Origin of the sequence: Nocardia panacis (genome assembly GCF_003598715.1) — a bacterium.
In the GTDB taxonomy this organism is placed as follows: Bacteria; Actinomycetota; Actinomycetes; order Mycobacteriales; family Mycobacteriaceae; genus Nocardia; species Nocardia panacis.
On record NZ_QZFU01000016.1, the window covers coordinates 681,070 to 706,988 of the forward strand.

General features: G+C 67.6%; 21 protein-coding genes and 2 pseudogenes. 11 read left to right on the plus strand and 12 right to left on the minus strand.

Annotated elements, in window-relative coordinates:
- Positions 1-96: 96 nt before the first annotated feature.
- The gene (locus D5S18_RS11320; RefSeq protein WP_120039739.1) at positions 97-1,542 is read left to right on the plus strand and encodes an aldehyde dehydrogenase; all 1,446 of its coding nucleotides are present in this window, start codon (positions 97-99) and stop codon (positions 1,540-1,542) included.
- On the opposite strand, the gene D5S18_RS11325 is transcribed toward D5S18_RS11320, so the two are convergent.
- The 6 genes and pseudogenes from D5S18_RS11325 to D5S18_RS11350 all read right to left on the minus strand — a co-directional run.
- Entirely contained in the window at positions 1,539-1,742 is a 204-nt protein-coding gene (locus tag D5S18_RS11325; RefSeq protein ID WP_120039740.1) for a hypothetical protein, read from the minus strand. The genes D5S18_RS11320 and D5S18_RS11325 overlap by 4 nt on opposite strands.
- Positions 1,743-2,084: 342 nt before the next feature.
- Complete coding sequence (locus tag D5S18_RS11330) at positions 2,085-3,254, minus strand: lipase (RefSeq protein WP_147403932.1); 1,170 nt, start codon at positions 3,252-3,254, stop codon at positions 2,085-2,087.
- Positions 3,255-3,445: 191 nt separating this feature from the next.
- A complete protein-coding gene (locus D5S18_RS11335) occupies positions 3,446-5,272 on the minus strand; it encodes a phosphoenolpyruvate carboxykinase (GTP) (RefSeq protein ID WP_120039742.1) in 1,827 nt (608 codons plus the stop codon).
- Positions 5,273-5,504: 232 nt separating this feature from the next.
- A complete protein-coding gene (locus D5S18_RS11340; protein WP_239003669.1) occupies positions 5,505-7,181 on the minus strand; it encodes a hypothetical protein in 1,677 nt (558 codons plus the stop codon).
- Positions 7,168-8,304: a P-loop NTPase family protein gene (locus tag D5S18_RS11345; RefSeq protein WP_239003670.1), complete on the minus strand. Its 1,137-nt coding sequence runs from the start codon at positions 8,302-8,304 to the stop codon at positions 7,168-7,170. Before D5S18_RS11345 ends, D5S18_RS11340 begins: the two co-directional genes overlap by 14 nt.
- Before the next feature lie 95 nt (positions 8,305-8,399).
- Positions 8,400-8,691 (minus strand): annotated as a pseudogene (locus D5S18_RS11350) (SDR family NAD(P)-dependent oxidoreductase); the annotation flags it as partial.
- Between the two features lie 172 nt (positions 8,692-8,863).
- On the opposite strand from D5S18_RS11350, the gene D5S18_RS11355 reads away from it, so the two are divergent.
- The 6 genes and pseudogenes from D5S18_RS11355 (at position 8,864) to D5S18_RS34835 (ending at position 16,403) form a co-directional block, all read left to right on the plus strand.
- Positions 8,864-10,180: a lipase family protein gene (locus D5S18_RS11355; RefSeq protein WP_120039743.1), complete on the plus strand. Its 1,317-nt coding sequence runs from the start codon at positions 8,864-8,866 to the stop codon at positions 10,178-10,180.
- A 59-nt stretch (positions 10,181-10,239) separates the two neighbouring features.
- Positions 10,240-11,052, plus strand: a complete 813-nt coding sequence (gene trmB, locus D5S18_RS11360) for a tRNA (guanosine(46)-N7)-methyltransferase TrmB (RefSeq protein ID WP_120039744.1) — start codon at positions 10,240-10,242, stop codon at positions 11,050-11,052.
- On the plus strand, positions 11,049-11,762 hold the full coding sequence (locus D5S18_RS11365; RefSeq protein ID WP_203236681.1) for an NYN domain-containing protein: 714 nt from the start codon (positions 11,049-11,051) through the stop codon (positions 11,760-11,762). Before trmB ends, D5S18_RS11365 begins: the two co-directional genes overlap by 4 nt.
- A gap of 11 nt (positions 11,763-11,773) precedes the next feature.
- A pseudogene (locus D5S18_RS11370) lies at positions 11,774-14,176 on the plus strand (MMPL family transporter); the annotation flags it as partial.
- Between the two features lie 1,590 nt (positions 14,177-15,766).
- Entirely contained in the window at positions 15,767-16,237 is a 471-nt protein-coding gene (locus tag D5S18_RS11375; protein ID WP_239003671.1) for an excisionase family DNA-binding protein, read from the plus strand.
- 1 nt (position 16,238) lies between these two features.
- Positions 16,239-16,403 carry a hypothetical protein gene (locus D5S18_RS34835; RefSeq protein ID WP_158607855.1) on the plus strand — a complete coding sequence of 55 codons (165 nt, stop codon included), beginning with the start codon at positions 16,239-16,241 and terminating at the stop codon, positions 16,401-16,403.
- Positions 16,404-16,445: 42 nt separating this feature from the next.
- Here D5S18_RS34835 and D5S18_RS11380 read toward each other — a convergent pair whose 3' ends face one another.
- Both D5S18_RS11380 and D5S18_RS11385 read right to left on the minus strand, forming a co-directional pair.
- Complete coding sequence (locus D5S18_RS11380) at positions 16,446-16,754, minus strand: type II toxin-antitoxin system Phd/YefM family antitoxin (RefSeq protein WP_239003672.1); 309 nt, start codon at positions 16,752-16,754, stop codon at positions 16,446-16,448.
- A gap of 43 nt (positions 16,755-16,797) precedes the next feature.
- A complete protein-coding gene (locus tag D5S18_RS11385) occupies positions 16,798-17,256 on the minus strand; it encodes a hypothetical protein (RefSeq protein ID WP_120039747.1) in 459 nt (152 codons plus the stop codon).
- A 202-nt stretch (positions 17,257-17,458) separates the two neighbouring features.
- Here D5S18_RS11385 and D5S18_RS11390 point away from each other — a divergent pair, with 202 nt between their 5' ends.
- Positions 17,459-18,652 (plus strand): helix-turn-helix domain-containing protein, encoded by a 1,194-nt coding sequence (locus D5S18_RS11390; protein ID WP_120039748.1) that lies wholly within the window; start codon positions 17,459-17,461, stop codon positions 18,650-18,652.
- On the opposite strand, the gene D5S18_RS11395 is transcribed toward D5S18_RS11390, so the two are convergent.
- The 4 genes from D5S18_RS11395 to D5S18_RS11410 form a co-directional block, all read right to left on the minus strand.
- Complete coding sequence (locus D5S18_RS11395; protein ID WP_120040616.1) at positions 18,649-19,314, minus strand: DUF1707 SHOCT-like domain-containing protein; 666 nt, start codon at positions 19,312-19,314, stop codon at positions 18,649-18,651. The genes D5S18_RS11390 and D5S18_RS11395 overlap by 4 nt on opposite strands.
- An 80-nt stretch (positions 19,315-19,394) precedes the next feature.
- Positions 19,395-20,018, minus strand: coding sequence for a response regulator (locus D5S18_RS11400; RefSeq protein ID WP_239003730.1), 624 nt, complete (start codon positions 20,016-20,018; stop codon positions 19,395-19,397).
- Positions 20,019-20,067: 49 nt separating this feature from the next.
- A complete protein-coding gene (gene macS, locus D5S18_RS11405) occupies positions 20,068-21,234 on the minus strand; it encodes a MacS family sensor histidine kinase (RefSeq protein WP_120040618.1) in 1,167 nt (388 codons plus the stop codon).
- The gene (locus tag D5S18_RS11410) at positions 21,212-22,522 is read right to left on the minus strand and encodes an AI-2E family transporter (protein ID WP_439651105.1); all 1,311 of its coding nucleotides are present in this window, start codon (positions 22,520-22,522) and stop codon (positions 21,212-21,214) included. The genes macS and D5S18_RS11410 overlap by 23 nt, the downstream gene beginning before the upstream one ends.
- A 284-nt stretch (positions 22,523-22,806) precedes the next feature.
- Here D5S18_RS11410 and D5S18_RS11420 point away from each other — a divergent pair, with 284 nt between their 5' ends.
- From D5S18_RS11420 to D5S18_RS11430, 3 genes are all read left to right on the plus strand, one after another.
- Complete coding sequence (locus D5S18_RS11420) at positions 22,807-24,333, plus strand: adenylate/guanylate cyclase domain-containing protein (RefSeq protein ID WP_239003731.1); 1,527 nt, start codon at positions 22,807-22,809, stop codon at positions 24,331-24,333.
- A gap of 69 nt (positions 24,334-24,402) precedes the next feature.
- The gene (locus D5S18_RS11425; RefSeq protein WP_120039751.1) at positions 24,403-25,449 is read left to right on the plus strand and encodes a lysylphosphatidylglycerol synthase transmembrane domain-containing protein; all 1,047 of its coding nucleotides are present in this window, start codon (positions 24,403-24,405) and stop codon (positions 25,447-25,449) included.
- Between the two features lie 118 nt (positions 25,450-25,567).
- On the plus strand, positions 25,568-25,915 hold the full coding sequence (locus tag D5S18_RS11430) for a DUF3054 domain-containing protein (protein WP_120039752.1): 348 nt from the start codon (positions 25,568-25,570) through the stop codon (positions 25,913-25,915).
- Positions 25,916-25,919: the final 4 nt, after the last annotated feature.

Genomic DNA, 25,919 nt, shown 5'->3' on the forward strand with positions numbered 1-25,919 from the left:
CCGACAGGTTGGAATTCACGCAGGTCAGAGACTTGCGCGCTGGTTATATTGAAACATGTTACAGACAGTGGGGCCACAAAACTGTAACGTGTTCTCATGCATTACGACAGCTTGTTCATCGGCGGCCGGTGGACCGCGCCGTCCGGCTCCGAGCGACTCCAGGTCATCTCACCGGCCACGGTCGAGCCGGTGGGCAGCGTCCCCGCGGTGACCCGCGCCGATGTCGACGCCGCCGTGGCCGCCGCCAGAGCGGCATTCGACTCCGGCCCGTGGCCATCGACACCGCCCGAACAGCGCGCCCAAGTGCTCACCCGCGCGGCACGACTGATCGAGCAGCGCTCAGCCGATCTGCTGGCCGCGCTCACCGCGGAGATGGGCGCGACGCAACTGATCGGGATGACACTCAACCAGATCCCCGCCGTCGCCGCGCTGGACACCTACGCGGAATTGGCGAAATCCTTCCCCTGGAACGAGACTCGCAGCGGCATGTTCGGCACCTCGCGCGTCTCGCGCGAACCGCTCGGCGTGGTCGCGGCCGTCACCGCGTGGAATGTCCCACTGTTCCTGGCCGCCAACAAGTTGGCCCCGGCACTGCTCGCGGGCTGCACCGTGGTGCTCAAGCCCGCACCACTGACACCGTTGTCCGCCAACATCATCGCCGATATCTTCACCGAGGCCGGACTGCCGGAGGGCGTCCTTTCGGTGCTGCCCGCCGAGGCCGACGTTGCCGAATACCTGATCGGCCACTCCGGCGTGGACAAGGTGACTTTCACCGGCAGCACCGCCGTCGGCCGCAGGATCGGGGCCATCGCCGCCGGAGCGCTGAAGCGGGTCTCACTGGAACTCGGCGGCAAGTCCGCGGCAATCCTGTTGCCGGATATGGATATTGCCGCGAGCATGCCGGTGCTGGCCTTCGCCGGTCTGATGAACAGCGGACAGGGCTGTGTGGCGCAGACCCGAATCCTGGCCCCGCGCAGCCACTATGCCGAAATGCTCGACGCGCTGGTCGAATACGTCAAGACCATGCCGGTCGGCGATCCCACCGACCCGAGTGTGCAACTGGGACCGCTGATTTCGCAAAAGCAACGCGAACGGGTCGAAGGCTATATCGAGAAGGGCAAGCAGGAAGGCGCGCGACTGGTGCTGGGCGGCGGGCGCCCGGCCGGACTGGAACGCGGCTGGTATGTCGAACCGACGATCTTCGCCGATGTCGACAACCGCTGCACCATCGCGCAGGAGGAGATCTTCGGACCGGTGCTCTCGGTCATCCCCTACGAGACCGAGGCGCAGGCCATCGCCCTGGCCAATGACTCGGTGTACGGGCTGGCGGGCTCGGTCTGGACACGCGATATCGAGCACGGCGCGGATATCGCGGCCAAGGTGCGGACCGGAACGTACGCGATCAACTGGTACGCGTTCGATCCCGGTTCGCCCTTCGGCGGCTACAAGAACTCCGGTCTGGGCCGGGAGAACGGACCCGAGGGGCTCGACGCGTTCTGCGAGCAGAAATCGCTGCTCATGCCGCTCGGGTGGACCGGTTAGTTCTCCGGCATCACAACCCGCAGCACGGACTCGCCCGCGTCTGGCGCGTCGACCACGTCGACGCGCCAGCCGGGAGGCAGTACGGCCTCGAGGCGGCCCGCGGCGCGGCGCAGCGGCGTGCTCACGGTCGAATCGATGCCCGCGAGCGTGTCCAGGGTCATATCATCCGATGCGGGGACACCGGTCTCCAGATCGGTCATGGTCCAACCACCTCTCGCGCGTCGATATCTTCGTTTGACCGCCGGTCGGGGCAGCGGAGCCACGAGTCGATATGGGAAGTAGTTCAGTCGATCAGCTAACACTTAGCAATCGGACGGTTCTGCCCTGAGACACAGAACACAGCCACAGCATAGGACACTTTCGCGCAGACGGAGCACAGCACGCAACTACCCCAATTCCCAGGGCGGCAAACCTGATCCCGCAATTGCTCAGCACAGTCGAAGTTCCGACGACGCGTACCACTACCGCGCACCGCAACACCGTAAACACCTTCGCGACACACCGAAGCCGCCGATGGTCAGCAACTCATCGGCGGCCGACGCTCAGTGCGCGGGGTGTGACTCCAGGAACCAGCGCAGGGCGACGGCGACACCCGCTTTGCCGGAGCTCGGGTGGTCGAGCGGGCCGAGGTCGGTGATCGGCGCGTCGACTCCGTTGCGCCCCAGGTCCGTTCGACACTGCGCCGAATTGTCCTGCGCCACATCGGTATCGGCGGAGGCGGTGTAGAGCCGGATCGGGAAGCGCGGGGTCCAGTCCCGGCACGAGGCATCGGCGGTGCGCAGGGCGTCGGCGAAGGGACCGCTCGGGTCGCGCAGCAGATCGAATGCCTTCGGGGTCAGAAGGGCATCGAGGGGCGGCAGGGTCTGGGCGATCTCGACATCGGAATGCGAACCGTCGAAGAGGGATTCGATACCCGCGGCGTAGGGCGCGCGGAAAAGTTCCTCGGGGGAGCGGTAAATCGGGTGCAGTCGATTCCAGGCCACCAGCGTGTAGGAGATGTAGAGGGTGCCGGAGACGGGGTTGATCCGATTGTCCAGCAGCGCGGGCAATTCTGCGGCGCGCACGGCGTACGGGCCGCTGATGGCCGCGACGGCGGCGGGCCGGAATGCCGAAACCGAATCGTTCTGAAGGGCGCGAGCGAGGGCCAGCGCCGCCGGACCGCCCTGCGAGAAACCGGAGATCTCGAGTTCGGGACGCAATGGACGATTGATGGACTCGGCCTGAATTCCGGCCGCGCGCACCATATCCAGCGAGGCGGTGGTCTCGGAGGGCAGATCGAGATAGGGGTGCGCGCCGGGTCCGGCACCGAGACCCAAGTAGTCGGGCGTGATCCCGGCGAAACCCGCCGAGGCGAAAGCCAGGGTGGCCGCGAGATCCCCGCTGTGCTCGGCCACCGAAGGCGCGTCGGCTTTGGCGAACATGGTGCCGTGCTCGAAGACCACCCCGGTCAGATCCCGATCGCCGCTGATGGGCACCGCCAGCAAACCGCTCGCCGTCGTCGCCTGACCGCGCGAATCCACCGTGTCGTAGACCAGGCGATAGGTTTCCACGCCGTAGCGCACCGCGGCGGCGTCGAACCCGGTGTCGCCCAGTTCCTTCGCCACGTCAATCGGGGAATACGTATGCACCGACTCGGCCCGTACGAGCCGCCCCCGTTCCGAATGCTCGGCGCGCGGCGCCGAATCCGCCTGCGCCGCACAGCCTGTCACCAAACCGGCGATCAAAAGCCCGGCGGCCGCGCACGCCCCTAATGCCCTCGAGGGCGTCCAACCTGTCATGATCCCAGCTCACCGGTCGACCGCACAGGGGTCAATCGCGCCGCGGGGTGAATCGCGCTCCCCCCTGGGTATGAGTACACCGACGCCCGCGCCGTAATCGGCGCGGGCGTCGGTGTGTCTCGGGATCAGGCCAGGCGCTGCTTGAGCGATTCGAACTCGTCGCGAATGCCGGAAGGCAGTCTGTCGCCGATGAACTCGAACCACTCCTCGATGAGCGGTAGCTCCGCGCGCCACTCCTCGGCGTTCACCGCCAGGGCCTCGTCCACATCGGCGGCCTGCACATCCAGCCCCGCGAGGTCGAGCTGGGCGGCGGTGGGGACATTGCCGATCGCGGTCTCGGCGGCCTGCGCACCGCCCTCGATCCGACCCACGATCCACTCCAGCACGCGGGAGTTCTCACCGAAGCCGGGCCACAGGAAGCGGCCGTCGGCGCCGCGCCGGAACCAGTTGACGTAGAAGATCTTCGGCAGCTTCGCCGCGTCGGCGTTCTTGCCGAGATTGATCCAGTGGCCCAGGTAGTCGCCGACGTGGTAGCCCATGAACGGCAGCATGGCCATCGGGTCGCGGCGCACGGAGCCCACCTTGCCCTCGGCCGCCGCGGTCTGCTCGGAGGACAGCGTCGCGCCCATGAAAACGCCGTGCTGCCAATCGAAGGATTCGGTGACCAGCGGGACGGTGGTCTTGCGCCGCCCGCCGAACAGAATCGCCGAAATCGGCACACCCTGCGGGTCGTCCCATTCCGGGGCCAGGGTGGGGCACTGCGACATCGGCGTGCAGTAGCGCGAATTCGGGTGCGCGGCAAGGGTTTCCGTCTCGCGGAGAATCCAGTCGTTACCCTTCCAATCGATCAGGTGATCGGGCTCGCCCTCGAGACCCTCCCACCAGACATCGTTGTCATCGGTGCGCGCGACATTGGTGTAGACGGTATTGCCCGCCTCCATCGTGGCCATCGCATTCGGATTCGACGAATGATTGGTGCCCGGCGCGACACCGAAGAATCCGAATTCCGGATTCACCGCGTAGAGGCGACCATCGGCGCCGAAGCGCATCCACGCGATATCGTCGCCGAGGGTTTCCGCGCGCCAACCCGGCACGGTCGGCTGAATCATCGCGAGATTCGTCTTACCACATGCGCTCGGGAACGCCGCCGCAATGTAGTACGCCTTGTTCTCGGGGGAGATGAGCTTGAGGATCAGCATGTGCTCGGCCAACCAACCCTCGTCATGGGCCATGGCCGAGGCGATACGCAGCGAGTAGCACTTCTTGCCGAGCAGCGCGTTGCCGCCGTAGCCCGAGCCGTAGCTCCAGATCTCGCGCGCCTCGGGGAAGTGGGTGATGTATTTGGTGTCGTTACAGGGCCACGGCACATCGGCCTGACCGGCGGCCAGCGGCGCGCCCACCGAATGCAGCGCCTTCACGAACGGGCGGTCGGTGCCCAACTTCTCCAGCGCGGCCGTGCCCATGCGGGTCATGACGCGCATGGAGACCACGACGTATTCCGAATCGGTGATCTCGACGCCCAGTTTCGGATCGGCGGCACCGAGCGGACCCATGCAGAACGGCACCACGTACATGGTGCGGCCCTTCATCGAGCCGCGGTACAGCTCGGTCATGGTGGCGCGCATCTCGGCCGGATCGACCCAGTTGTTGGTCGGACCCGCGTCGGCCTCGGCCTCCGAGCAGATGAAGGTGCGCGATTCGACCCTGGCCACGTCGGACGGATCGGACAGGGCGAGGAAGGAGTTCGGCTTCTTCTTCTCGTCGAGCTTGCGGAAGGTGCCCGCGGCGACCAACTGCCCGGTCAACCTATCCCATTCGGAATCGGAACCATCGGCCCACACCACCCGATCGGGCTGGGTGAGTTCCGCGATTTCTTGTACCCAGGCGAGTAGTTCCCTGTGCTCGGTCGGCGCGTCGGATCCATGAAGACCAGGAATGGTCGCTGAGGTCATGAAAACTCTCCTGAGATGGGCGGAGCGCGATGCTGGCCCGGCATCGAGCGCCACCATTGGCGGGATGGCGACCGCTACGACCTATATGCGCTGCCGAACCGGACGGCGAGCACGGACTGAAGCGGACGCCCAGGTTCCTGAGTAGAGGTTAACGCGATGTGACCGTCGGAACGGAATCGGGTTGCTCACATAAGCCATTTCCGTCGAGGTGTGCGCTAAACCACAAAGTAATCTAATTAACACTCGAATCCCGGCGATCCAGACAATCGATATCGCGGCGGCAAGCGGCCAGTTGTCCCGGTTGTTCCGCGGCCATCCGCCGTAATCGGACCTCCAATTCGGCCACGCGACGATCGGTTTCCACCATTGCCGCCGCGCTCGCGCGCACCACCCGATCCGAGAGCGCCGTCTCGATTTCCACCAGCGCCGTGGTGACCCGCTGCTCGAGCTGCGCCTTCACATTGACCAGCGCCTCGGACATCCACTGCCGAACGTGGTTTCGGTCGGCCACCTGACCACGCGCGCGCACCACCCAGGCCGCCGCACCCGCGCCCAGCAGCAGCGTCACCGGCACGCTCGCCACCTCCAACGCGGGCACCAGCGACAGCGGCGACACCAGCAACCGACCCAACCCGACCCCGGCCGAGGCCCCCAGGGCAATCATGAGGTGATCTTCGACACCGCGGTGGCGCGGATCCGGCTCCGCACCGACGCGCGGGGCGGGATCGCGACGACGATAGGGGGTGGGCTCCGCGGGCGAGAGCTCGCCGACCCGATGCGTCAGCGGTTCACCGACCCCATGGGTCGATGGTTCACCGACCCCATGGGTCAACAGCTCGCCTGCCCGGTGGGTCAACTCGGCCGAGCGCTGCTCGATCTCGGCGTCCACCTGACCGGTCAACTCGGTCACCGCGTGCTGCAAACGCTCGGGATAGTCCCGGAATTCGCGGCGCCGCAACCGGTCGAGTTCGGCGCGGGCGGACGCGTGCAGGGCGCGCACCCGGCTGCCGGCCTCGGTCAGCAGGTCGACCCGCGCCAGGTGCAACTGGCCGCGCAGCGTGGACAGGGCGGTGGTGCGGCCGCCGTCGCGACCGGCCAGCAGCCTCGCCCGCTCCTCGCGCAGGCGGCCCGGTTCCGCACCGGAACTCAACTGCCGCACCTGATCCTCGACGCGGGCGCGGGTCTCGGCGATGACCCGCGCGGTGATCGCCGCAGCGCGCTCGGCGTCCACCGTGTCCGCGCCCGTGGCGGCGGCGGTGAGGCGGGCGTGCAGCGCGCCGAGTCCGGCGCGGTCGATGAGGCCCGGATCGCCGGTGCTGCGCCCGGCCACCGCGAGTCGACCGGATACGGGCAGGATCTCGAGTTCACCCAGGCCCGCCGCGGTCAGCGACGCCCGGTCGAGTTCGAGCACCGAACGCCAATCCTGGTGTGCGTGAATGCCATTCATCGCCAGTATCAAATGCGTCCCGCTCCGGTGCAGCCGTCGCAGCGCCCGCAGCGTATCGCCGCCGAGGGCGCTGCCCGCATCCAGCAGGATCAGCGCGACCGGGGCCTGCGTCGCCGAGGACGCTCCGGTGATCTCCACGGCGGCCACGGCGTCCTGGACCGGATCTCCGAGCGCGATGGTGGGTTCGTAGCGGGCCAGCTCGGTGCGCAGCAGGGTGGTGTTCGCGTCATCGGGACCGATCAAAGTGACCGCGCCGGAACGGGATCCGGCGCGCACCGCCTTCAGCAAGGCCATACCCTGCGGATTCCACCGCGCCACAACGGCTTCCAGCTCCGGGTCCAGCTCGCTCGAAGGAGATGGCGGATTCGACCGCGCCGCACCGGGATCGGCGATCGGCTCGGTCACCTCCCGGCCGTCGGGCGCGCCGAGCCGCGGCGCCCCGGTCTGCTCAGAGTCCGGCACCGCTCAAACGATCCCATAGTCGGATGTAGCCGTTGTGCACCCGCAGCGCGGCACGGCGTGCGGCGGGCGACATCTCCCCGGACACCACCGCCCGCCAGCGGGTGGCGCGGGCGATCGCGTCGTCGGCGTCCACCGGGGACGGATTGGCGTAACCCGCGGCCAGATGGGCGACATCCGGGCAAGCCAGCCCCGCGCACAGGCCCAACCAGCTCGCCTGGTCGCCCGCCAGGAAATCCTCCAGCAGCGCACGGCCGTGACTATCGGGCGAGGGGATGGCCCGAGCGGCCAAGCGGGTCAGGGTGTCGAGCAGGTCGCCGCCGCGCAGCGCCTGCACCCGCTCGTAGCGCAGATGCACCAGATGGTGCAGTGGCTCGACGCCGCTGGCGGCGTACAGCAACTGCAGCAGCGAGGTGGGTGCGATATCCGGATCGTGGCGCACGGCGGTGAGCGCGCACGCCACGCCGTACAGATCCCAGCGGCTCAGCAGTTCGACGCGTTCGGCCACGTCCGGACCCGCCGCAGGGGAGGTGAACAGCTCGGGGGAGAGCGTGAACGCCGGATCCGCAGTGACCGCATGCCTTCTCAGGGTGACCAGATCGGCCGCCGTCACCACACCCGACCTGGTCCGCGCCGCCAGCGAGGCGATCACCGGCAGTGTGGACATGCCCAGATCCCGACCGATCCGATCGGCCGCGACCACCGCGTCGGCCCAGCGCGAACCCACCGAATCGGCCTTGTTGAGCACCACCACCGTGCGCGCGGCGGGCAATTCGCCCAGCACCCTGCGGTCGGCGGCGGTCGGCGTGCCCGCCAGCACGTAGAGGACGATATCGGCGTCCAGCACCGGATCGGGAGCGCCCGGCGCGTCCACCGGATCGGTCTCCAACGCCGACATGAGCGCCAGCGCGCCCAGCAGGGTGCTGCGCCCGGAATGGGCGCGACCCGCCACCTGGATGCGCGGCAGCCTGCGCCATTCGGTCACCGCCGCGCCGACGTGATCACCGAGTCGGGTATCCGCGCCACCCGCGACCATCAGGTCGTTCAGCAATCGCTGCATCCGGTCGCCCTCGCGACCGGGCAGGCCGCGCGCGCGCATCTGCCCCGATCCCATCTGTGCGGCCATCGCACCCCCTATCACGCGGCGCAATTGTTACAGATCACGGCCGCGCGCTCAGCTACCACTGAAGTATTTGTTGGCGGTGCGCACCGCCCCGGCGCCTCGAACGGACCGGCGCGCAGGATGCCCGCGTTGTTGATCAGTAATGTCCAGCCTGCCTGACGCGCCGTGGAACTCCGCCAACCACTCGGCCCATTGCGTGGCATTCGTCACATCGAGCACGCCCGTGCGGATGAGTCCGCCCGTGCCGTTCACCTCGCCCACGAGCCTGCTCAGACCCACCTCGTCGATGTCGTAGGCGCCGACCTGAAAGCCCCGCGCGGCGAAAAGCAGCGCGGTGGCCCGGCCGATTCCGGCCGCGCCACCGGTGATGAACACCGACGGACCGGTCATATCCGCAGTCTAGTGCCGGGCCGCCCAACGGCCTCGGGGTTCCCAGACCGGCTCGAGTTGACCTAGTCTGATCGGATCGTCGCGGCCAGACCCGGTGCGCGGCATGGCGTTTCGGCCTCGAGCACTGCCGCGCGGCAGCTCCGGCCCGAGAAGACTCGATGAGGAGGGTGCCATGGCGGCCGTCGAGTCGGCAACCGGTAGCAAACCCCTGCTGCCGAGCAGCGATCCGTTCTATCGGCCGCCGCGAGATCTCGCGACCGAGTCGCCGGGCGCCATCCTGCGCAGCCGCCAGGTCGAACTGGCCCTGTTCGGACTTGTCCCGCAGCGGGTCTCGGCCTGGCAACTGCTCTACCGCAGCTGCGATCTGCACGGCACACCCGAGGCCGCCGTCACCACGGTCCTGCTGCCGCTGGGGGCCGACCCGCGAGAAATGCGGCCGCTGCTGGCCTTTCAAACCGCGATGGACGCCGTAGCCGAGACCTGCTCCCCCTCCTACGCTTTGCGTCGCGGCGCGGACGCGTTCGGCTCGGTGACCCAGTTCGAATGGCTGCTGCTGGCCAACGCGCTGCGCCGGGGCTGGGCGATCAGCATCGCCGATCACGAAGGCCCGCACGGGCATTTCGGCGCACCACGCGAACCCGGATACCGCACGCTCGACGGCGTGCGGGCCGCGCTGCGCTTCGCGCCCCTCGGTCTGGCCCCCGATACACCGGTGGCGGTGTGGGGATATTCCGGTGGCGGCATGGCGAGCTCGTGGACAGTGGAGATGGCCCCCGACTACGCGCCCGAGATCGATATCGTCGGCGCGGTATTGGGCGCGCCCGTCGGCGATCCGGGCCAGGTCTTCGTGCGACTCAACGGATCCCGCTTCGCCGGACTGCCCACCATCGTGGTGGCCGCGCTGCGCGGGCTGTATCCGGTGCTCGGCGCGGTCATCGACGAACTCGACGCCGACGGGCGACGCATGGTCGCCCGCGCCGCGCGCGCCACACCGACACTGGCCGTACTCGCCCTGGCGGGCCGCCGCTTCGACGACCACCTGCCGCGCCCACTCGCCGAGGTGCTCGCCACGCCGGAACTGCGGCGCGTCTTCGACGAGCTGCGCCTGGGCAATTCCGCCCCGACCTGCCCGGTGCTGGTGGTGCAGCCGGTGCACGATCAGGTCATCGACGTCGAATGCGTCGACGGCCAGGTGGCGCGCTATCGCGGCGGCGGCGCGGCCGTCACCTACGTGCGCGACCGACTCAGCGAGCATTTCTCGCTGCTCCCGCTGGCCACCCCGCTCAGCCTGAACTGGCTCGCCGACCGCCTGGCCGGTGCGCCGGTCCGCGACGCGGGCACCCGCACGGTGTGGTCGGTCGCGGCCTCGACATCGGGGCTGCGCGGACTGTGGACGATGGCCGAGACCGCGCTGCTGGTCGCGCTCGGGCGTCCACTGCGTCAGGAGTCGGCACCGACGGCGCGGATTCCCCGCGTGCGCGCCGCCTGAGCGGCCGGGAGGGCGGCAGCGCGCGGTCGAGTGCGGCGCTGATCGTCCAATGCTGGACAATGGACGGCGTGAACGACGCCGCCAACCACACTGCCGAGTCGGTTCCGGGCCCGCCGTCCACAGCATCGGCCGGTACGGCCGAGGCGGCTCGCCCGAATTCCGGCTCGCGCCTCTACCCGAGGGTGACGAGCTTCCGCTCCCGCCGCGGGGCACTCACCCCGACCCAGCAGCAATCCTGGGATCGCATGTGGCCCGTCATCGGCCGCGAGGTCGCCGACGCGCCACTGGACGCCGCCGCCTGGTTCGGCAGATCCGCCCCGCTGGTCGTCGAGATCGGTTGCGGCACCGGCACGGCCACCGCCACCATGGCGCAGGCCGAACCGCACCTGAACCTGATCGGTATCGAGGTGTACCAGCCGGGGCTGGCCCAGCTGGTCCAGCGCGTCGAGCGCGAGGCGATCCCGAATATCCGGTTGCTGCGCGGCGATGCCGTCGACGTACTGGAAAACATGATTGCCAAAGGTTCGCTCACCGGGGTGCGCGTCTTCTTCCCCGATCCGTGGCCCAAAGCGCGCCACCACAAGCGCAGGCTGCTGCAGCCCGCCACCGTCGCCCTCGTCGCCGATCGGCTCATGCCCGGCGGGGTGCTGCACGTGGCCACCGACCACGCGGAGTACGCCGAGCAGATCCTGGAGGTCGGATCGGCCGAACCCCAGCTCATCGGCCTGAACGAGACCACGGGCGGGGTGAGCGCCGAACACCGCGACACCGCCCCGATCGGATTCGAACGCCCCGTCACCAAATTCGAGGGCAAGGCACATCGCGCAGGTAGCACCATCACCGAGCTCATATGGGGGAAGATCGACTCATGAGCGTCAGCGAGATGGCCCACCAGGTGGCCGATGTTGCCGGGGAGGTGCACGCGAACGTACCCGAGGGTATGAATCCGGCGCCCGACGTGCGACGCGTCCTGCTGGTCTGGGACGCACCCAACCTGGATATGGGCCTCGGCGCCATTCTCGGCGGACGCCCCACCGCCGCCTACCGCCCCCGCTTCGACGCGCTGGGCCGCTGGCTGCTGGCCCGCACCGCCGAGCTATCGGTCGGCAGCCCCACCAGGGTCGAACCCGAGGCCACCGTCTTCACCAATATCGCCCCCGGCACCGCCGATGTGGTGCGGCCCTGGGTGGAGGCGCTGCGCAATGTCGGCTACGCGGTCTTCGCCAAACCGAAGATCGACGAGGACTCCGACGTCGACGCCGATATGCTCGCCCACATCGAGATGCGCCGCCGCGGCGCCGGACTCGCGGGCATCATGGTCGCCTCCGCCGACGGTCAAGCCTTCCGCGAACCACTCGAGCGCATCGCCGCCGCGGGCGTGCCCGTGCAGGTGCTCGGCTTCCGCGAGCACGCGAGTTGGGCCGTCACATCCGATACCCTCGAATTCATCGACCTCGAGGACATCCCCGGTGTGTTCCGCGAACCGCTGCCCAGGGTGAGCCTCGACTCGCTGCCCGACGAAGGCGCTTGGCTGCAACCGTTCCGTCCGCTGTCCGCGCTGCTCACCTCACGCCCCGCCTAAGGAGTCGCTTAGTGTTCACACGCTGGGGCGATCTGGTCTACAAACTGCGTTTTGCCGTCATCGGCATAGTCGGTGCCGCCCTATTGGCCTTGGGCGCGTACGGATTCGGCGTCGAAGACCGCCTCAGCTCCAGCGGATGGGACGATCCCACCTCGGAATCGGCCAAGGCCGCCCATATCGCCGACGGCGCCTTCGGGCGCGACCACCTCAGCGATGTGATCGTCTTCTACACCGCGCCCGACGGCAAGACGATCGACGACCCGCAGTGGAACAGCAAGATCATCGAGAACCTGCGGACACTGCACACCCAGTATCCGGACGAGATCGACAAGGTCAACGGCGCCTACTGGAAGATCGACGACAAAACCCCCACCCTGGCCTCGACCTTCGGGTCCAAGGACAAGAAGTACGCCTTCGCCTCGATCGCCATCGTCGGCAACAACGACAGCGATATGGTGCGCAACTTCCGCAAGGTCAAGGACGCCTTCTACATACCGGGCGTCGACGTGCAGGTCACCGGCCTGCAAGCGGTCGCGGGCACCCTCAACGACACCATCGCCAGCGACGCCAGGCGCATGGAGTTGATCGCCATCCCGGCCGTCGGGATCCTGCTGTTCTTCATCTTCGGCGGTATCGTCGCCGCCGCGCTGCCGCTCATCGTCGGCGGGCTGACGATCATCGCGGCCAACGGCATCATCATGGCCATCACGCAGTTCACCGAGGTGAACTCGTTCATCTCCAATGTCGTCTCGATGATCGGCCTCGGCTTGGCCATCGACTACGGGCTGTTCATCGTCAGTCGCTTCCGCGAGGAACTGGCCGAAGGCTATGACACCCGCGCCGCCGTGCGCCGCTCGGTCGTCACCGCGGGCCGCACCGTCGTGTTCTCCGCGACCATGATCATCGCCAGCCTCGGCGGCATGCTGCTGTTCCCGCAGGGCTTCCTCAAATCGATCGCCTACGGCTCCATCGCCACCGTGGCGTTGGCCGCCCTCACCGCCATCACCATGCTGCCCGCCATGCTGGCCGTCCTCGGCCCGCGGGTGGACATGCTGGGCCTCAAACGATTCCGCCGCACCAAAACCGCCGAAGAGGTGGAGAACGGCATCTGGGGCAAGACCACCCGCTGGGTGATGCAGCACCCGCTCAAGATCGCCATCCCGCTGTGCATCGTGCTGCTGCTGCTGATCATTCCGGTCAAGAATCTGGCCTTCGGCGGTATCAACGAGCGCTACCTGCCACCCGACAACAAGGTGCGCGTCGCGCTGCAGAACTTCACCAAGGTCTTCCCCATGAAGAAGACGGACCCGGTGCAGTTGGTCATGGTGTCGGACAACAGCCAGGACGTCGGCAAGGTCTGGAAACAGGCCCAGCAGGCCCCCGGCCTGATCGGCACCTTCGAAGCGCCCTCCCAGTCGAACACCGACAAGACCATCTACCGCACCAGCGCCACCCTGATCGACTCCGAGAAACCCGACGAGACGATCGACTACCTGCGCTCGATGGACATACCCGACAACGTTCAGCTCTACGTCGGGGGCCAGCCCGCCATCCAGAAGGACAGCATCGACACGCTGCTGGCACGCATGCCATGGATGATCGGCATCGTTCTGCTCGTCACCACGCTGCTGATGTTCCTCACCTTCGGCTCGCTGGTGCTGCCCATCAAGGCCGCGCTCATGAGCGCGCTCGGATTGGGTTCCACCCTCGGCATTCTCACCTGGATCTTTATCGACGGACACGGGTCCGGACTGCTCAACTTCACCCCGCAGCCGATCATGTCGCCGGTCCTGGTGCTCATGATGGCGGTGATCTATGGCCTCTCGGTCGACTACGAGGTCTTCCTGCTCTCCCGCATGGTCGAGTCCAGGACCAGGGGCGCGTCCACCACCGAGGCGGTGCGCGCGGGCACCGCGCACACCGGCAACATCATCACCGCCGCCGCGCTCATCCTGCTCGTGGTCACCGGCGCGTTCGCCTTCTCCGACCTGGTGATGATGAAGTACCTCGCCTACGGCATGGTCGCGGCACTGTTCATCGACGCCACCCTGCTGCGCATGCTGCTGGTGCCCGCCACCATGAAACTGCTCGGCGACGACTGCTGGTGGGCACCCAAGTGGCTCAAGAAGATCCAGGAGAAAGTCGGACTCAGCGAACCCGTCCTCGACGACGAGATGCCGGGCAATGCCGAAGTCGTCGACCTGGTGAAGACCACGCCCGTCACCGACCCGGTCACTACGATCATGCCCGCGCTCGGCAGCACCAAGAAGTCGCCGCCGCGCAAGCGCAGCATTCACGAGATCGAATCGTCCGCGCCGACCGTGCGGTTCGATAGGATCAAGACCGCCAAACCTGTTGTGACCAAGCATGATCCGACGCGGCCCATGCCGCCGCAGACGGTAGTCGCGCCCGAGGGCGTCGAGAATGCCGCTGCCGGTGGCGAATTCAGCGCCGGCTCGGACCAATTCGGCACTCCCCCGAATCAATCAGGTACTGCGCCAGGCCAATTCAGTGCGGCACCAGGACAATTCGGCACAGGATATTCGGGCGCCGCAGGCGAGCCTGGTGCTCGCCCCGGCGAATTCAGGAGCGCCCCCGGCGAGTCCAATGCCGCCTTCGGTGAATTCCGGATCAATCCGGTCGAGTCCGGTACCGGCCTCGGCGAATTCAGGAGCGCCCCCGGTGAATTCGGCCCCGGTCAAGGCGGATTCGGCGCAGCGAACGAGCCACCGGCACGCGCCTCCTATGGTCCGCCTGCCGAACCCCGCGATTCCTTTGGACCGCAGGCCGAAACGCCCGCTCGCGACTTCTACGGCACGCCCGTGGAGCGCGACACCTACGCGGCGTCGACCGAATTCGCGGCCGCTGATGCGGACGCCGCCATGGCCGCGGCATTGCGCAATGGCGACTTCAGCGCCTGGACATCACCCTCGGATACCGTGCGCTCCAACGAATTCCCGACTCGCACCACCCCGCCGGGCGCGACCAAGCCGCCGGCACCGCCGCGCACGGTTGCCCCCGCACCCATCCCACCCGCCCCGCTGACCAATACGGACCGCGGCGGACAACCCAATCCCCCCGCCACCGAACCGATGGCGCGCGAGGACTATCCGAACACCTTCGACCAGGATTCGTCCGCCCACAACCTCCCCCCGAATTCCCTTCCGGCGGACCACCTTCCGCCCGCACAGCGCCCGATCGCGCCCCCGCGCTCCGCGCCGCAACCCGGCAACCAGCCGCGCGTCCTGCCGCCCCATTCGGGTCCGCAGCCCACCGATCCGGCGGGACGCGGCCAGTCCGGACCGCAGCCCGCGGGACGCACCCACCCCTCGGGTCCACAGCCCATCAACCGGATCCAACCTCCCACTTCGGGTCCACAGCCCATCGACCCGACGGGACGCATCCAGCCTCCCACCGCCGGTCCGCAGCCGATCGATCCGCGCAATCTGCCGCCGAACCCGGCACCGCGCCCGATCCAGCCCAGCCCCCAACGCGGCGAACAGTTCCGTGCCCCCCAGCCGATGCCCCCGAACCCGCCGCACCCCACCCAGCCGGGCTACCCCACACCTGATTCGGCCATCCGCAGGCAGCCGATCAACCCGGCTCGCCCCCTTCCCCCCACTCAGCCGCCCGCACCCCAAAACGCGCCCGGCCAACCAACCCCGCGCATCCTCCCCCCGCGCCCGACCACTCCATCGACCGACGCCACCACCCCGGTCCCCCCACAACCCCAAACCCCCGAACCCGAACCGGACAACGGCCCCCACACCAGCCGCAGCAGCATCGAAAGCTGGATGGCCGAACTCCGCTCCTCCCGCCGCGCCACCCCCCGCGACGAAGGCCGCCACCACAACAACGACGGCCGCACCGTAAGCGTCAACGAACTCCTCCGCCGCCGCGACAACGAGTAGCCGCCGCCGCTGGACTCCGGGGCCGAGTCCAGCGGACCAGCACACCTCCTACGTTGCGTTTAATTCGAATATTTCGTATATTTCGACTAGGAGGTGATCGGGTTGAAGGTAAACCAACGGTCCGGAATGACCCCAGAAGCCGGACCCAACGGGACAGAGCAGGCGAACCAGGCCCTCTGCCAACTCAATCGGATCCTCGACTCGGATTCCAGTGGGTCCGACGTCACGATCCGCGTCGAAGCGGACGATCGGATCGTGACGGTGTCACGCACGGTTGCCGAGGTGCTGCGTCAAGTCCTTGCCAATACAGCGGCAGGCCAGGCAGTCAGTGTTGTGCCGATGCATGCCGAGTTCACTACCCAGCAGGCTGCCGACATACTGAACGTCTCGCGACCATATTTGGTGAAGCTGTTGGACGCCGGTGAAATCGAGTACCGCAAGGTTGGCTCGCACCGCCGTATAAAGGCGGCTTCCCTAGCCGCCTATCGACACCAGTCCGAAGTCGAAAGCCGTAGGGCGGCAGACGAACTGACCGAGCTCACCGAGGAGATGGGGCTTTACTGACTTGGCATTCACCGTGGTGTATGACGCGAATGTGCTGTACCCATCGGCCTTCCAGTCGCGGCATCGCTGCTTCGTCGCTGACGAACTGCTGCCGCCGGTCGAGCTTGAAAGCCGCAAGACGGCAGATGAACTCAGTCTACTGACCGAGAAGATGTCGCTCTACTGACACGGACTGCCATAGTGCGACGGGCAGCCGGTGACTCAGCCGTCATGCCTGGCTCGTAGACGTGCTCGCCTCGCGGTTGGCGGCCGCGTCTTGGTCGGCGCGGAATAGGTCGAGGTCGACCGCCGGGGCATCGCGGGACTTCGCGGCGAAGTCCGCGCGCGTCACGAAACGACGGCGCGGCAACGGGGTCAGCTCGGCGGTCCGGTGACCATCGCGGGTCACGATGAAGGAGCGGCCGTGTTCGACCGCATCCAGGATCGCTTCGGATCTGTTGCGGAGGTCGGCCTGCGTGATCTCGGGCTGAAGCGGCATCACACAGGTTAACCAATGCGGCGAGTTGTGCTGCCGCATGAACCAGCGGATTCGGAGCGCTCTTCGGACTGCTCGGCCGTGTCTAAGGGATCGCGGCGTGGGTGCGGGTTTGGTGGAGGACGGCGGAGAGGATCGTGGAGCGGGGTGGGAGGCGCAGCAGGGCCGGGGTGGGGGTGGCGGCCCAGTGCCAGCCTTGCGGGGAATCGGTGCAGGGGAGCATGAGGTTGCGGCCTGCGGGGACGATGGTGACGGCGTGGACGGCGAGGGCGCGGCGCAGGGGGACTTCGACAGGCAGCGCCGGGGCGGGTGGGGTGACCAGGAAGGTCCAGGTGCGGTCGCCCGGATCGGCGACCACGGGGGCGATGTAGTCGCAGTCGAGGGCGGCCAGTACCGGGGTGCCCAGAGCGGCGGGCATCACCACCGCGCTCAGCACGGATCCGGTGGCGATCATCGGGCGGCCCGCGACCAGTTGAACCGGCAGGCCGAATTGGTAACGCAGCAGATCGACAATGTCATGCGGAGATCGACACAACTCGAACATCGGGGTCAGTCCTCCCGTACCGGGGGCGAGGTGGGCTGCCGCACCCCCTGTGCATTCTCAAAGTTGCAGAAAGTCAAAGTTGCAGAAAGGCAACGGTATTCCAGCGACAGGGGAACCAGTCGTACGCAATGTCCCACTTTTGGGCTCCGCGATCACCTACCGTCGTACCCTGAAACCCAGATTTAACAAAGGGATTGGGCAAATGGACGATTCGTCGATCGGGATGCGCATTCGGCAATTCCGCGGCAAGGCCCTCACCCAGCGTCAGCTCGCCGACCAGGCCGGGGTCAGCGTGGACCTGGTGCGCAAGCTGGAGCAGGGCGGACGGCAGACAGCGTCCATCGCGAGCCTCCAAAAGCTCGCTCGCGCACTGGATGTCGACATTTCGGACTTGATCGGCAAGCGTCAGGGGATACCCTCGGGCAACCCGGATACCGGGATTGTCGCCATCCGCCGCGCGCTCACCCCGGTGGACGACCTGCTCGCCGAGACCCGCGAGGAGGAGGTCGTCGAACTCGAGGAGGCGGCGCGCGCGGTGGCCTATGCCTGGGGTGCGTACTGGGCGGGACGCTACGAATTGCTCACCACCATCCTGCCTTCGGGTCTGATTCAATTGCGGGCCTCGGTGCACGCGGCCGATCCGGCCACCGCCCCCGCCGCCAACGAATTGCTGGCCCGCATGTACTGGGTGACCGGTTGCACCCTGGTGCATTTGGGGCAGACCGATCCCGCGTTCCTGGCCATCCGGTCGGCGCTGACGGCGGCCGAACTGGGTCGTGATCCCTTGCTGCTGGCCATGATTCGCGGCTCTGTCGGTTGGCAACTACTGGTGCAGGGCCGCTACGAGGAGGCGCGCGGGGTGGCGCTCACCGCGGCGGCGCGCCTGGAACCCGTCGGCGAGGTGAGCGCACCGCAGCTGTGCGCCTACGGATCGCTGGTGCTGCTCGGCGCGACGGCGGCCGGGCGCGAGCAGAAGGTTCCGCAAGCCCTGAGTCTGATCGAGACCGCCTCGGAGGTGGCCGGGCGCGTGGGCATGGACCGCAGGGACTACGAAACCTATTTCGGTCCTTCACAAGTCATCATGCAGACGGTGGATGTGAATATCTCCAGCGAGCGCTATCCCGAGGCGCTGGCCGCCGCGCGGGCAATGCCGGCCAATGGCGGCGGACTCCCCCAAGCCTCCCGTGCCCGCCACCTCACCGATACCGCCGTGGCGCTGGCCCGCACCGGTCGCCACGAGCACGCGCTGAGCACGCTGCTCAATGCCGAGCGGGTCGGCGGCGCGGACTGGATCAAATATCAGGCGCTGCCCCGACACATCGTGTCGGAACTGCTCGATCACGATCGGAAGATGCCGCTGCGGGCCTTCGCCTCACGTTTGGGTGTACCGGGCTAACTTCCAATGAGCTTGCGCCACTGCGCCATGAACGGGTGCTTGGCGGTGATCGACCCGAGCCGAACCCGCCCGTGCACGACGAGGTGCAGCGGGCCGATGGGCGGGCCGGTGCGCACCTTGTTGTTGACCGTGGAACCGATCAGGTCGACGCCATTGAGGTCGACGGTGGCGGCGGGGGGCACGATCAAGGTGAGCGAGCTCATCACATCGTCGATGCGCAACTCGACCACCTGCGTGGACATCACCGCCTCGGTGAAATCCAGGGTGACGCCCGCCAACCAGTTGTTCAGGTGCAGGGTGGGCGCGACCTGCCATGGCCCGCGCCGGGTGACGCCGGACATGCGGCTGCGGATGACATTGCCCGCGGCGACGGGCTGGGCGGGCGGTTTGGCATAGGCGGGCTGGGCGAACGGCCGCGGCGGCGCGGGTTGACCGATCATCCGTACACCCGGCAGATCGACCAGGACGGCATTGAGTTCACCCCGCGTTTTGGCGGCCAAGGCGGTGTCCATCCGCTCGGTGAACTCGCCCAGCGACAGCATGCCCAACCCGACGGCACGCTGCAGTAGCCCGCCGACGTGTTCGCGTTCGACGTCGGAGACTCGCAGCTCCCTGTCACCGACCGGGGGCAGCGCGCCATTGGAGAGATCGGGAGCGCCCATGTCACCGAGATTACCCATGGGAGCCCCCGCGCGATATCGGGGCAATCCCGGATTTACCGCGTCGAAATCGGTGATCCCGGTCACTCCAAGCCCTGTTCGATCGCGTACCGCGTCAGTTCGACCCGGTTGGCGAGCTGGAGTTTGCGCAGTGTGGCCTGTACGTGGTTCTCGACCGTGCGGTGACTGAGCCCGAGCCGCGCCGCGATCTGCTTGGCGGACAACCCTTTCGCCACCATGCGCAGCACCTCGGTCTCGCGGTCGGTGAGGGCGGGTTGGTCCGGTTGCGCGGGCGCGGTGGCCATGCGCCGGTACTCGCCGAGCACCAAACCGGCCAAACCCGGCGTGAACACCGGTTGTCCGGCCGCGGTGGCGCGCACGGCGGCGGCGAGTTCGGCGGCCGACGCGCTCTTGACCAGATATCCGCAGGCCCCGGCCTTGATCGCATCGAGAACATCGGCGCGTTCGGCGGAGGCCGACAGCACCAGCACCCGGCTGTCGGGCGAGACGCGCAGCACCTCGGCGGTGGCCAGCGCGCCATTGCCGTCGGGGAGCTGCATATCCATCAGCACCACCGTCGGCCGCACCGCGCTCGCTCGCCGGGTGGCGGCCGCGACACCGTCCGCGGTGGCCGCGACCTGGAATCCGGCCTCGGCCAGATCGCGGGACACCCCGTCGCGCCACATCGGGTGGTCGTCCACCACCATGACCGAAATCTCCTCGGCCGCAGCATTTTCCGTCAACATACGCCTCCCGTCACGATCGCGGAACCCGGAATTCCCACTCGGCGCCCTCACCACCGTCGGCCTCGGTGAGCAGCGCGGCCGTACCGCCGAGCGCCGCGACGCGCTCGATGATCGATCGCGAGACACCCATCCGACCTTCGCTCGCTGCCTGCGCCAACCTGCCCGCCGGGATCCCGACCCCGTCGTCGCGCACGCTGACAATCAACTCGTCACCGGTATCTTCCAGCAGCACATAGGCTTTCGCACCGGATCCGGCGTGCAGCGCGACATTGTCGAGCGCATTGGCCACGGCGGCGGCGAGCTCACCCGCGACCCAGCGCGACACCAGCACCGGATCACCGGGGGCCGAGACGAATACCGAAGGTGTGGCGTGCACACTCAACAGTGGACGCAGATCCACCTCGGCCGCACCGGAATCCGGACGCGGTCCGGTCTCGGAGACCAGCATGCGCAGCGCCACCTCCTGCTCGCCGGCGCGCTGCGCCAATTCCACAGTGGGGCCGCCTATTTCGGTACCGCGCCGCTTGATATAGCTGAGCACCTGGAGCACTCCGTCGTGCACCTGACGCGACAGTCGCTCGCGCTCCTCGGCCGCCGCGGTCATGCGCACCGCGCGCTGCAACTGCTCCTGGGCGCGTCGGGCGGTATCGGCGGCCAAACCGAGCGCCAATCCGACCGAGACCAGAACGGGCACGGTCGCATCCGTCCACACGTCCTGCCCCCACTGATCGCGCACCGTGAGCGCGACCGTGGCGATCAACAGACCCGAAAGACAACCGCCGACCGGGCCGAACAGGATTCCGGCCGAGATCACCGCATTCGCCGACCACAGCGTGGTCGGCAGCGTCTGATGACCGTGATACCAGCCGTAATCGGCGACCAACCGGGTGGACGCCATCAGCGCGATGACCACGATATGGTCCCCGAGCACCACCCACCCGCGCAGCCGCCGCGCCGATTCGGGAAAACGCCACTGCGACAACAGCAGTGCCGATATCAGCGACCACAGCGCCAGCGACGCGACCAACACCCAGCTCAACCGTCGACTGTGATAATGCGACACCGAGGCGATCTGCTGCCCGATCGCGTAGAGCAGTGTGACCAACCGCAGCGCCTGCGCCGCCCGCCACAGCGGCGCGGCCGCGATATCGGGTTCAGCCGTTCGAACGGGTGCCATCGGATTCGCCTGCCGCGGCACCGGATTCGTGTTCGACGGAATTGTGCGTCGGGACGGATTCGGATCCGCCCGCAGGCTCGAGCATCTCCACATCGCGCGGCTGATCCGGTTCGGCCTCGAACATCCTCGTCCCCGTATGCAATTGCTGGTACACCTCTTCCGGATTGTCGGCGAGCAGCGAGCGGATCGCGGTATTCAGCACGGCCACCATCGGCACCGCCATCAGACCGCCGCCGATCCCGCCGATCACCACGCCCGCCGCGATGGCCAGCACCACCGCCAGCGGATGGATGCTCACCGCGCGACCGAGCAGCAGTGGTTGCAGCACATGACTTTCCAGCTGCATCACCGCGACGATGATGCCGAGCACGATCAGCGCGGTCACCCAGCCCTTGGTCACCAGCGCGATGAATACCGCGATGGATCCGGCCAGGAACGCGCCGATGATGGGGATGAACGCGCCGACGAAGACCAGCGAGGCCAGTGGCAGCGCCAGCGGCACCGACAGGATCGCCAAGCCCGAGCCGATACCCACCGCGTCCACGGCCGCCACCACCACGGTGGCTCGGACGAATCCGACCAGTGTCCCGAAACCCAAGCGGCCCGCGGTGCGCACCCGGTCCCGGTGCGCGGTGGGAATCAGCCGGGTGACGAACTCCCAGATCTGATCGCCGCCGAAGAGGAAGAAGATGAGGATGAAGAAGGTCAGGAACGCGCCGGTGAGAATGTGGCCGATCACCGTGGCGGTGGCGAGGGCGCCGCTGGTCAGCGCGTCCTGATTGGCGCGAATGGTCTTGACGATGGTGTCGCCCGCGTTCCGGATCTGCTCATTGCTCAGATGCAGTGGTCCGTTGATCAGCCAGTCCTGGATGGCGTGAATGGAATGGGTGACCTCGTCCGACAGTTGCGGCACGCCCGCGATGAACTGTTCGACAACGAAGGTCATGATGCCCGCCACCACCCCGAGCGAGCCGACCAGCGCCACGAACACCCCGAGCGAACGCGGAATGCCGAGCCGATTCATCGCGTTCACCAGCGGCGCGAGCAGCGCGGCCGCCAGCAGCGCCAACGCCGTCGGGATAACCACGGTGTTCAACTTCTGAATCAACTGCCACACCGCGAACGCGGCCCCGAAGATGATCAGCAGTCGCCAACACCATTCGGCCGACATCCGCACCAGCGGATGCACGGCATCCGCCGCCACCCACCCCTTCGGCACGGCCCACCGACTCTCCGCCGTCGCCGAGCGCCGATCAGAAGCTGGACTGCTCACCTTGGGGTCGGTCACCCTCGCGAGCCTAATGCCACAGCGGCGAAGCCTCCTCAGACCGCGCACGGCCGGAGCGAAGGCGGAGGTACGCCTGGTAGCCCTTGGGCGATACCTCCTCGAACCTGGCGCCGACCGCATCGGCGCGGTTGTCCGGTGCGCACTGCGCGCCGGTAGCGTGTTGTCCCATGTGGCTGACCTTCTGGGGTCCATGGACGACGGACACCCGCGCACCGACTGCGGCGCGCGGCCGCTGAGCAACCATGCAGGAGCTATCGCAGAACTTGCAGGCCGTCAAGCAGACGATGCATACGCGTTGGCCGCTGTATTTGGCGTCGATGCTGTTGGCCAATGCGTTCGGTGCGGTGCTGGTTTGGGCGTTCATCCGGTACGGGTTGCCGGTTCCGGAGGGGTCGGCGCCGGGTGTGCGGGATCTGGGGTTATTCGTGCCCGGCCTGATCTTCGTGGTCGGCGGGCTGCTCAGCGTGGCGGCTTCGGCGTTCATGCTGCGTCCGGTCATGCGCTGGCAGCTGCGCGGCGGGGCGCCCAGCAGGCAGGAGCAGATGGCGGCGCTGCACGCGCCGCTGCGGCAAGCGATTCTGCATCTGGGTCTGTGGTTGGTGGGCGGCGCGATTCTGGCGGCGCTGATCATCGTCAATGAGCCGAAGTTGGCGGCGACGGTGATCGTCACCGAATGTATGGCCGCTACAATCGTGTTCGGGTTCACCTACATGCTGGGCGAGCGAATTCTGCGGCCGGTGGCCGCCGAGGCGCTCACCGCGGGCAGCTTCGATCACACCCTCACCGCGGGCGTCGGCACCAGAATGGCCATGACCTGGGGGATGGGCACCTTCGCGCCCGCCTTCGCGATCGTGCTGCTGTGCATCACGCAGATCTCCTCGGATGTGAAGTTCAGCGCGACCTCGCTGGCCATCTCGATTCTGCTGCTGTGCGGGGTGGTGATCTCCCAGGCGTTGGCGCTGTCGATGCTGACGGCCTCCAGCATTTCCGATCCGGTCCGCCAATTGAGCCAGGCCATCGACCGGGTGCAGGCGGGGGCGCGCGATGTGCAGGTCGCGGTCTTCGACGGCAGTGAAATAGGGCTGCTGCAAGTGGGATTCAATCGGATGATGGAGGAGGCGGCCAAACGCCGTCATCTGCAGGAGTTGTTCGGTCAGCATGTCGGGGAGGATGTGGCGCAGCGGGCGCTGGATTACGGCACCGAATTGGGTGGGGAGACGCGTTTCGTCGCGGTGCTGTTCGTGGATATGGTCGGTTCCACCGCGACGGCGGCCGAACATCCGCCCACCGAAGTGGTCAGCCTGCTCAATGAATTCTTCCGGATCGTCGTCGATGTGATCGATCGGCATCACGGGTTCGTCAACAAATTCGTCGGCGATGCCGCGCTGGCCATATTCGGCGCTCCGCTGGACCGCCCCGACGCGCCGTCCGCGGCCCTGGCGGCGGCGCGTGAGCTGCGCGAAACCCTGCGCGAGGTGCCGGGTCTCGATATCGGTATCGGCGTCTCGGCCGGGCTGGCGGTGGCCGGGAATATAGGTGCGGCGAATCGTTTCGAATACACGGTGATCGGTGACCCGGTGAACGAGGCCTCCCGATTGACCGAATTGGCCAAGGATCAGCCGGGCCGGGTGCTGGCCTCGGGCAGCGCACTGTATTTCGCCGAGGAATCCGAGCAGCGGCAGTGGATTTCCGGCGATGAGGTGCAATTGCGCGGCCGACGCCGAAAGACCGTGCCTGCCTGGCCGAAGGACGACGCTTCCGAGGCGAACGGCGACGATACCGGCCTGGAATCGGTCGATTCGTTAGGCTGACCGCGTGCCTCGGCGAATAAGTACGGATCCGCGCGCCCTGCCGCGCGCACGGGCGCGGCGGTAAGCGGCATGCCGGGGCCGGGCCGGGGCCGATACCGGTGGGTCCGCTGGGTGGTCGGTGCGGCTCTGCTCACCCTGTTGATCGGCGAGGGCTGGTATCTGTGGCCGCGCCTGCACGAGTCCTGGCGCAAGCTCACCGAGCTGTACTGGGCCTGGGTGCTGGTCTGCGTCTGGATGCAGGCGCTGTCGATGAGCGGCTACGCGCGGGTGCAGAAGCGGCTGCTGCACGCGGGCGGTGTGCAGGTCGATCAGCGTCGATCCGTCGCGGTGGTCTACGGCGCGACCGCGATGGCGGTGACGCTGCCCGCCGGGCAGGTGTTCTCCACCGCGTTCACCTATCGGCAGACGCGCCGCTGGGGTGCGAGTCCGATCGTGGCGTCGTGGCAGTTGGTGTTCTCCGGTGTGGTCGCCGCGGCCGGGCTCGCACTGCTCGGTGTGGGTGGCGCGGTGCTGGTCGGGGATCGGGTCGGGCCGTTTCAACTGATCGTCTCGCTGGCGGGGGTGCTGGCGCTGGTGCTCGCGGGTAACTACGTCTCGCGCAATCCGGGCGCACTGGAGTCGACGTTGCGGTGCGTGCTGGCGGCAGTCAATCGGGTGCGCCGCCGCCCGGCCACCGCGGGTGCGGACAAACTCGCCGAGACACTGAGCCAGTTGGAATCGGTCCAGCTGGGCAAACGCGACGGCCTGGCGGTGGCGGGCTGGGCGGTGGTGCACCGGTTCGCGGATGTGGCCTGTCTGGGCGCGGCCTGCTACGCGGTGGGGGCGGATCCGAAACTGGCCGGGTTGTTGCTCGCGTTCACGGCGGGTAAGGCGGTCGGCTCGATTCCGTTCGCGCCCGGCGGCATCGTCTACGTGGACGCGACCCTGATGTACGGGCTCACTGTCGGCGCGGAATTGCCGGTCGCGCAGGCGGTCGCGGCGGCGTTCATGTACCGGCTGGTCAGCTTCGTGCTGGTGGCCATTATCGGCTGGATCGTCTTCGCGTTCATGTTCCGCACCTCCGACGCCACCGACGCCCAGTACGAGCAGGAATTCGAGCAGCGCCGCACCCGCTAGTGTTCGATCTCTCTCCGATCCGAAAACTGGGCTCTACCAGCCGGTTGCGTGGCCGCGCCTGCGAGTTCGGCGGTGTCGCGGGCCGGTTCCGCAAGCCCGCCCGATTACCCTTTCGAGGGTGAAGAGATTGGCGCCGTTGGCAGTCGACGCACTGCTGGTCATCCTGTTCTGTGCGATCGGCAGGCGCAGTCATGACGAGGCGGTGCTGGCGGGCATGCTACGCACGCTGTGGCCGTTCGCGACCGGGCTCGCCATCGGCTGGGCGGTGGTGCTGGTGAATCGGTTCCCGCGAACGGCGCTGTGGCCCAGCGGAATTCTGATCTGGTTCAGCACTCTGGTCGGGGGCATGGTGCTGCGCGTGCTCAGCGGTCAGACCATCGCGCTCAGCTTCGTCGGCGTGGCGGCGGCGGTGCTCGCGCTGTTCCTGCTGGGTTGGCGCGGTGCGGTGAAAGCGCTCGAGCGGTAGCCGA

Coding starts and splice junctions, on each gene's coding strand:
- D5S18_RS11320 (WP_120039739.1), top strand. CDS start 97: ATGCATTACGACAGCTTGTTCATCGGCGGCCGGTGGACCGCGCCGTCC.
- D5S18_RS11325 (WP_120039740.1), bottom strand. CDS start 1,742: ATGACCGATCTGGAGACCGGTGTCCCCGCATCGGATGATATGACCCTG.
- D5S18_RS11335 (WP_120039742.1), bottom strand. CDS start 5,272: ATGACCTCAGCGACCATTCCTGGTCTTCATGGATCCGACGCGCCGACC.
- D5S18_RS11345 (WP_239003670.1), bottom strand. CDS start 8,304: ATGGCCGCACAGATGGGATCGGGGCAGATGCGCGCGCGCGGCCTGCCC.
- D5S18_RS11355 (WP_120039743.1), top strand. CDS start 8,864: ATGGCGGCCGTCGAGTCGGCAACCGGTAGCAAACCCCTGCTGCCGAGC.
- trmB (WP_120039744.1), top strand. CDS start 10,240: ATGGACGGCGTGAACGACGCCGCCAACCACACTGCCGAGTCGGTTCCG.
- D5S18_RS11365 (WP_203236681.1), top strand. CDS start 11,049: ATGAGCGTCAGCGAGATGGCCCACCAGGTGGCCGATGTTGCCGGGGAG.
- D5S18_RS11380 (WP_239003672.1), bottom strand. CDS start 16,754: ATGCGGCAGCACAACTCGCCGCATTGGTTAACCTGTGTGATGCCGCTT.
- D5S18_RS11385 (WP_120039747.1), bottom strand. CDS start 17,256: ATGTTCGAGTTGTGTCGATCTCCGCATGACATTGTCGATCTGCTGCGT.
- D5S18_RS11390 (WP_120039748.1), top strand. CDS start 17,459: ATGGACGATTCGTCGATCGGGATGCGCATTCGGCAATTCCGCGGCAAG.
- D5S18_RS11395 (WP_120040616.1), bottom strand. CDS start 19,314: ATGGGCGCTCCCGATCTCTCCAATGGCGCGCTGCCCCCGGTCGGTGAC.
- D5S18_RS11400 (WP_239003730.1), bottom strand. CDS start 20,018: ATGGTGGTGGACGACCACCCGATGTGGCGCGACGGGGTGTCCCGCGAT.
- macS (WP_120040618.1), bottom strand. CDS start 21,234: ATGGCACCCGTTCGAACGGCTGAACCCGATATCGCGGCCGCGCCGCTG.
- D5S18_RS11420 (WP_239003731.1), top strand. CDS start 22,807: ATGCATACGCGTTGGCCGCTGTATTTGGCGTCGATGCTGTTGGCCAAT.
- D5S18_RS11425 (WP_120039751.1), top strand. CDS start 24,403: ATGCCGGGGCCGGGCCGGGGCCGATACCGGTGGGTCCGCTGGGTGGTC.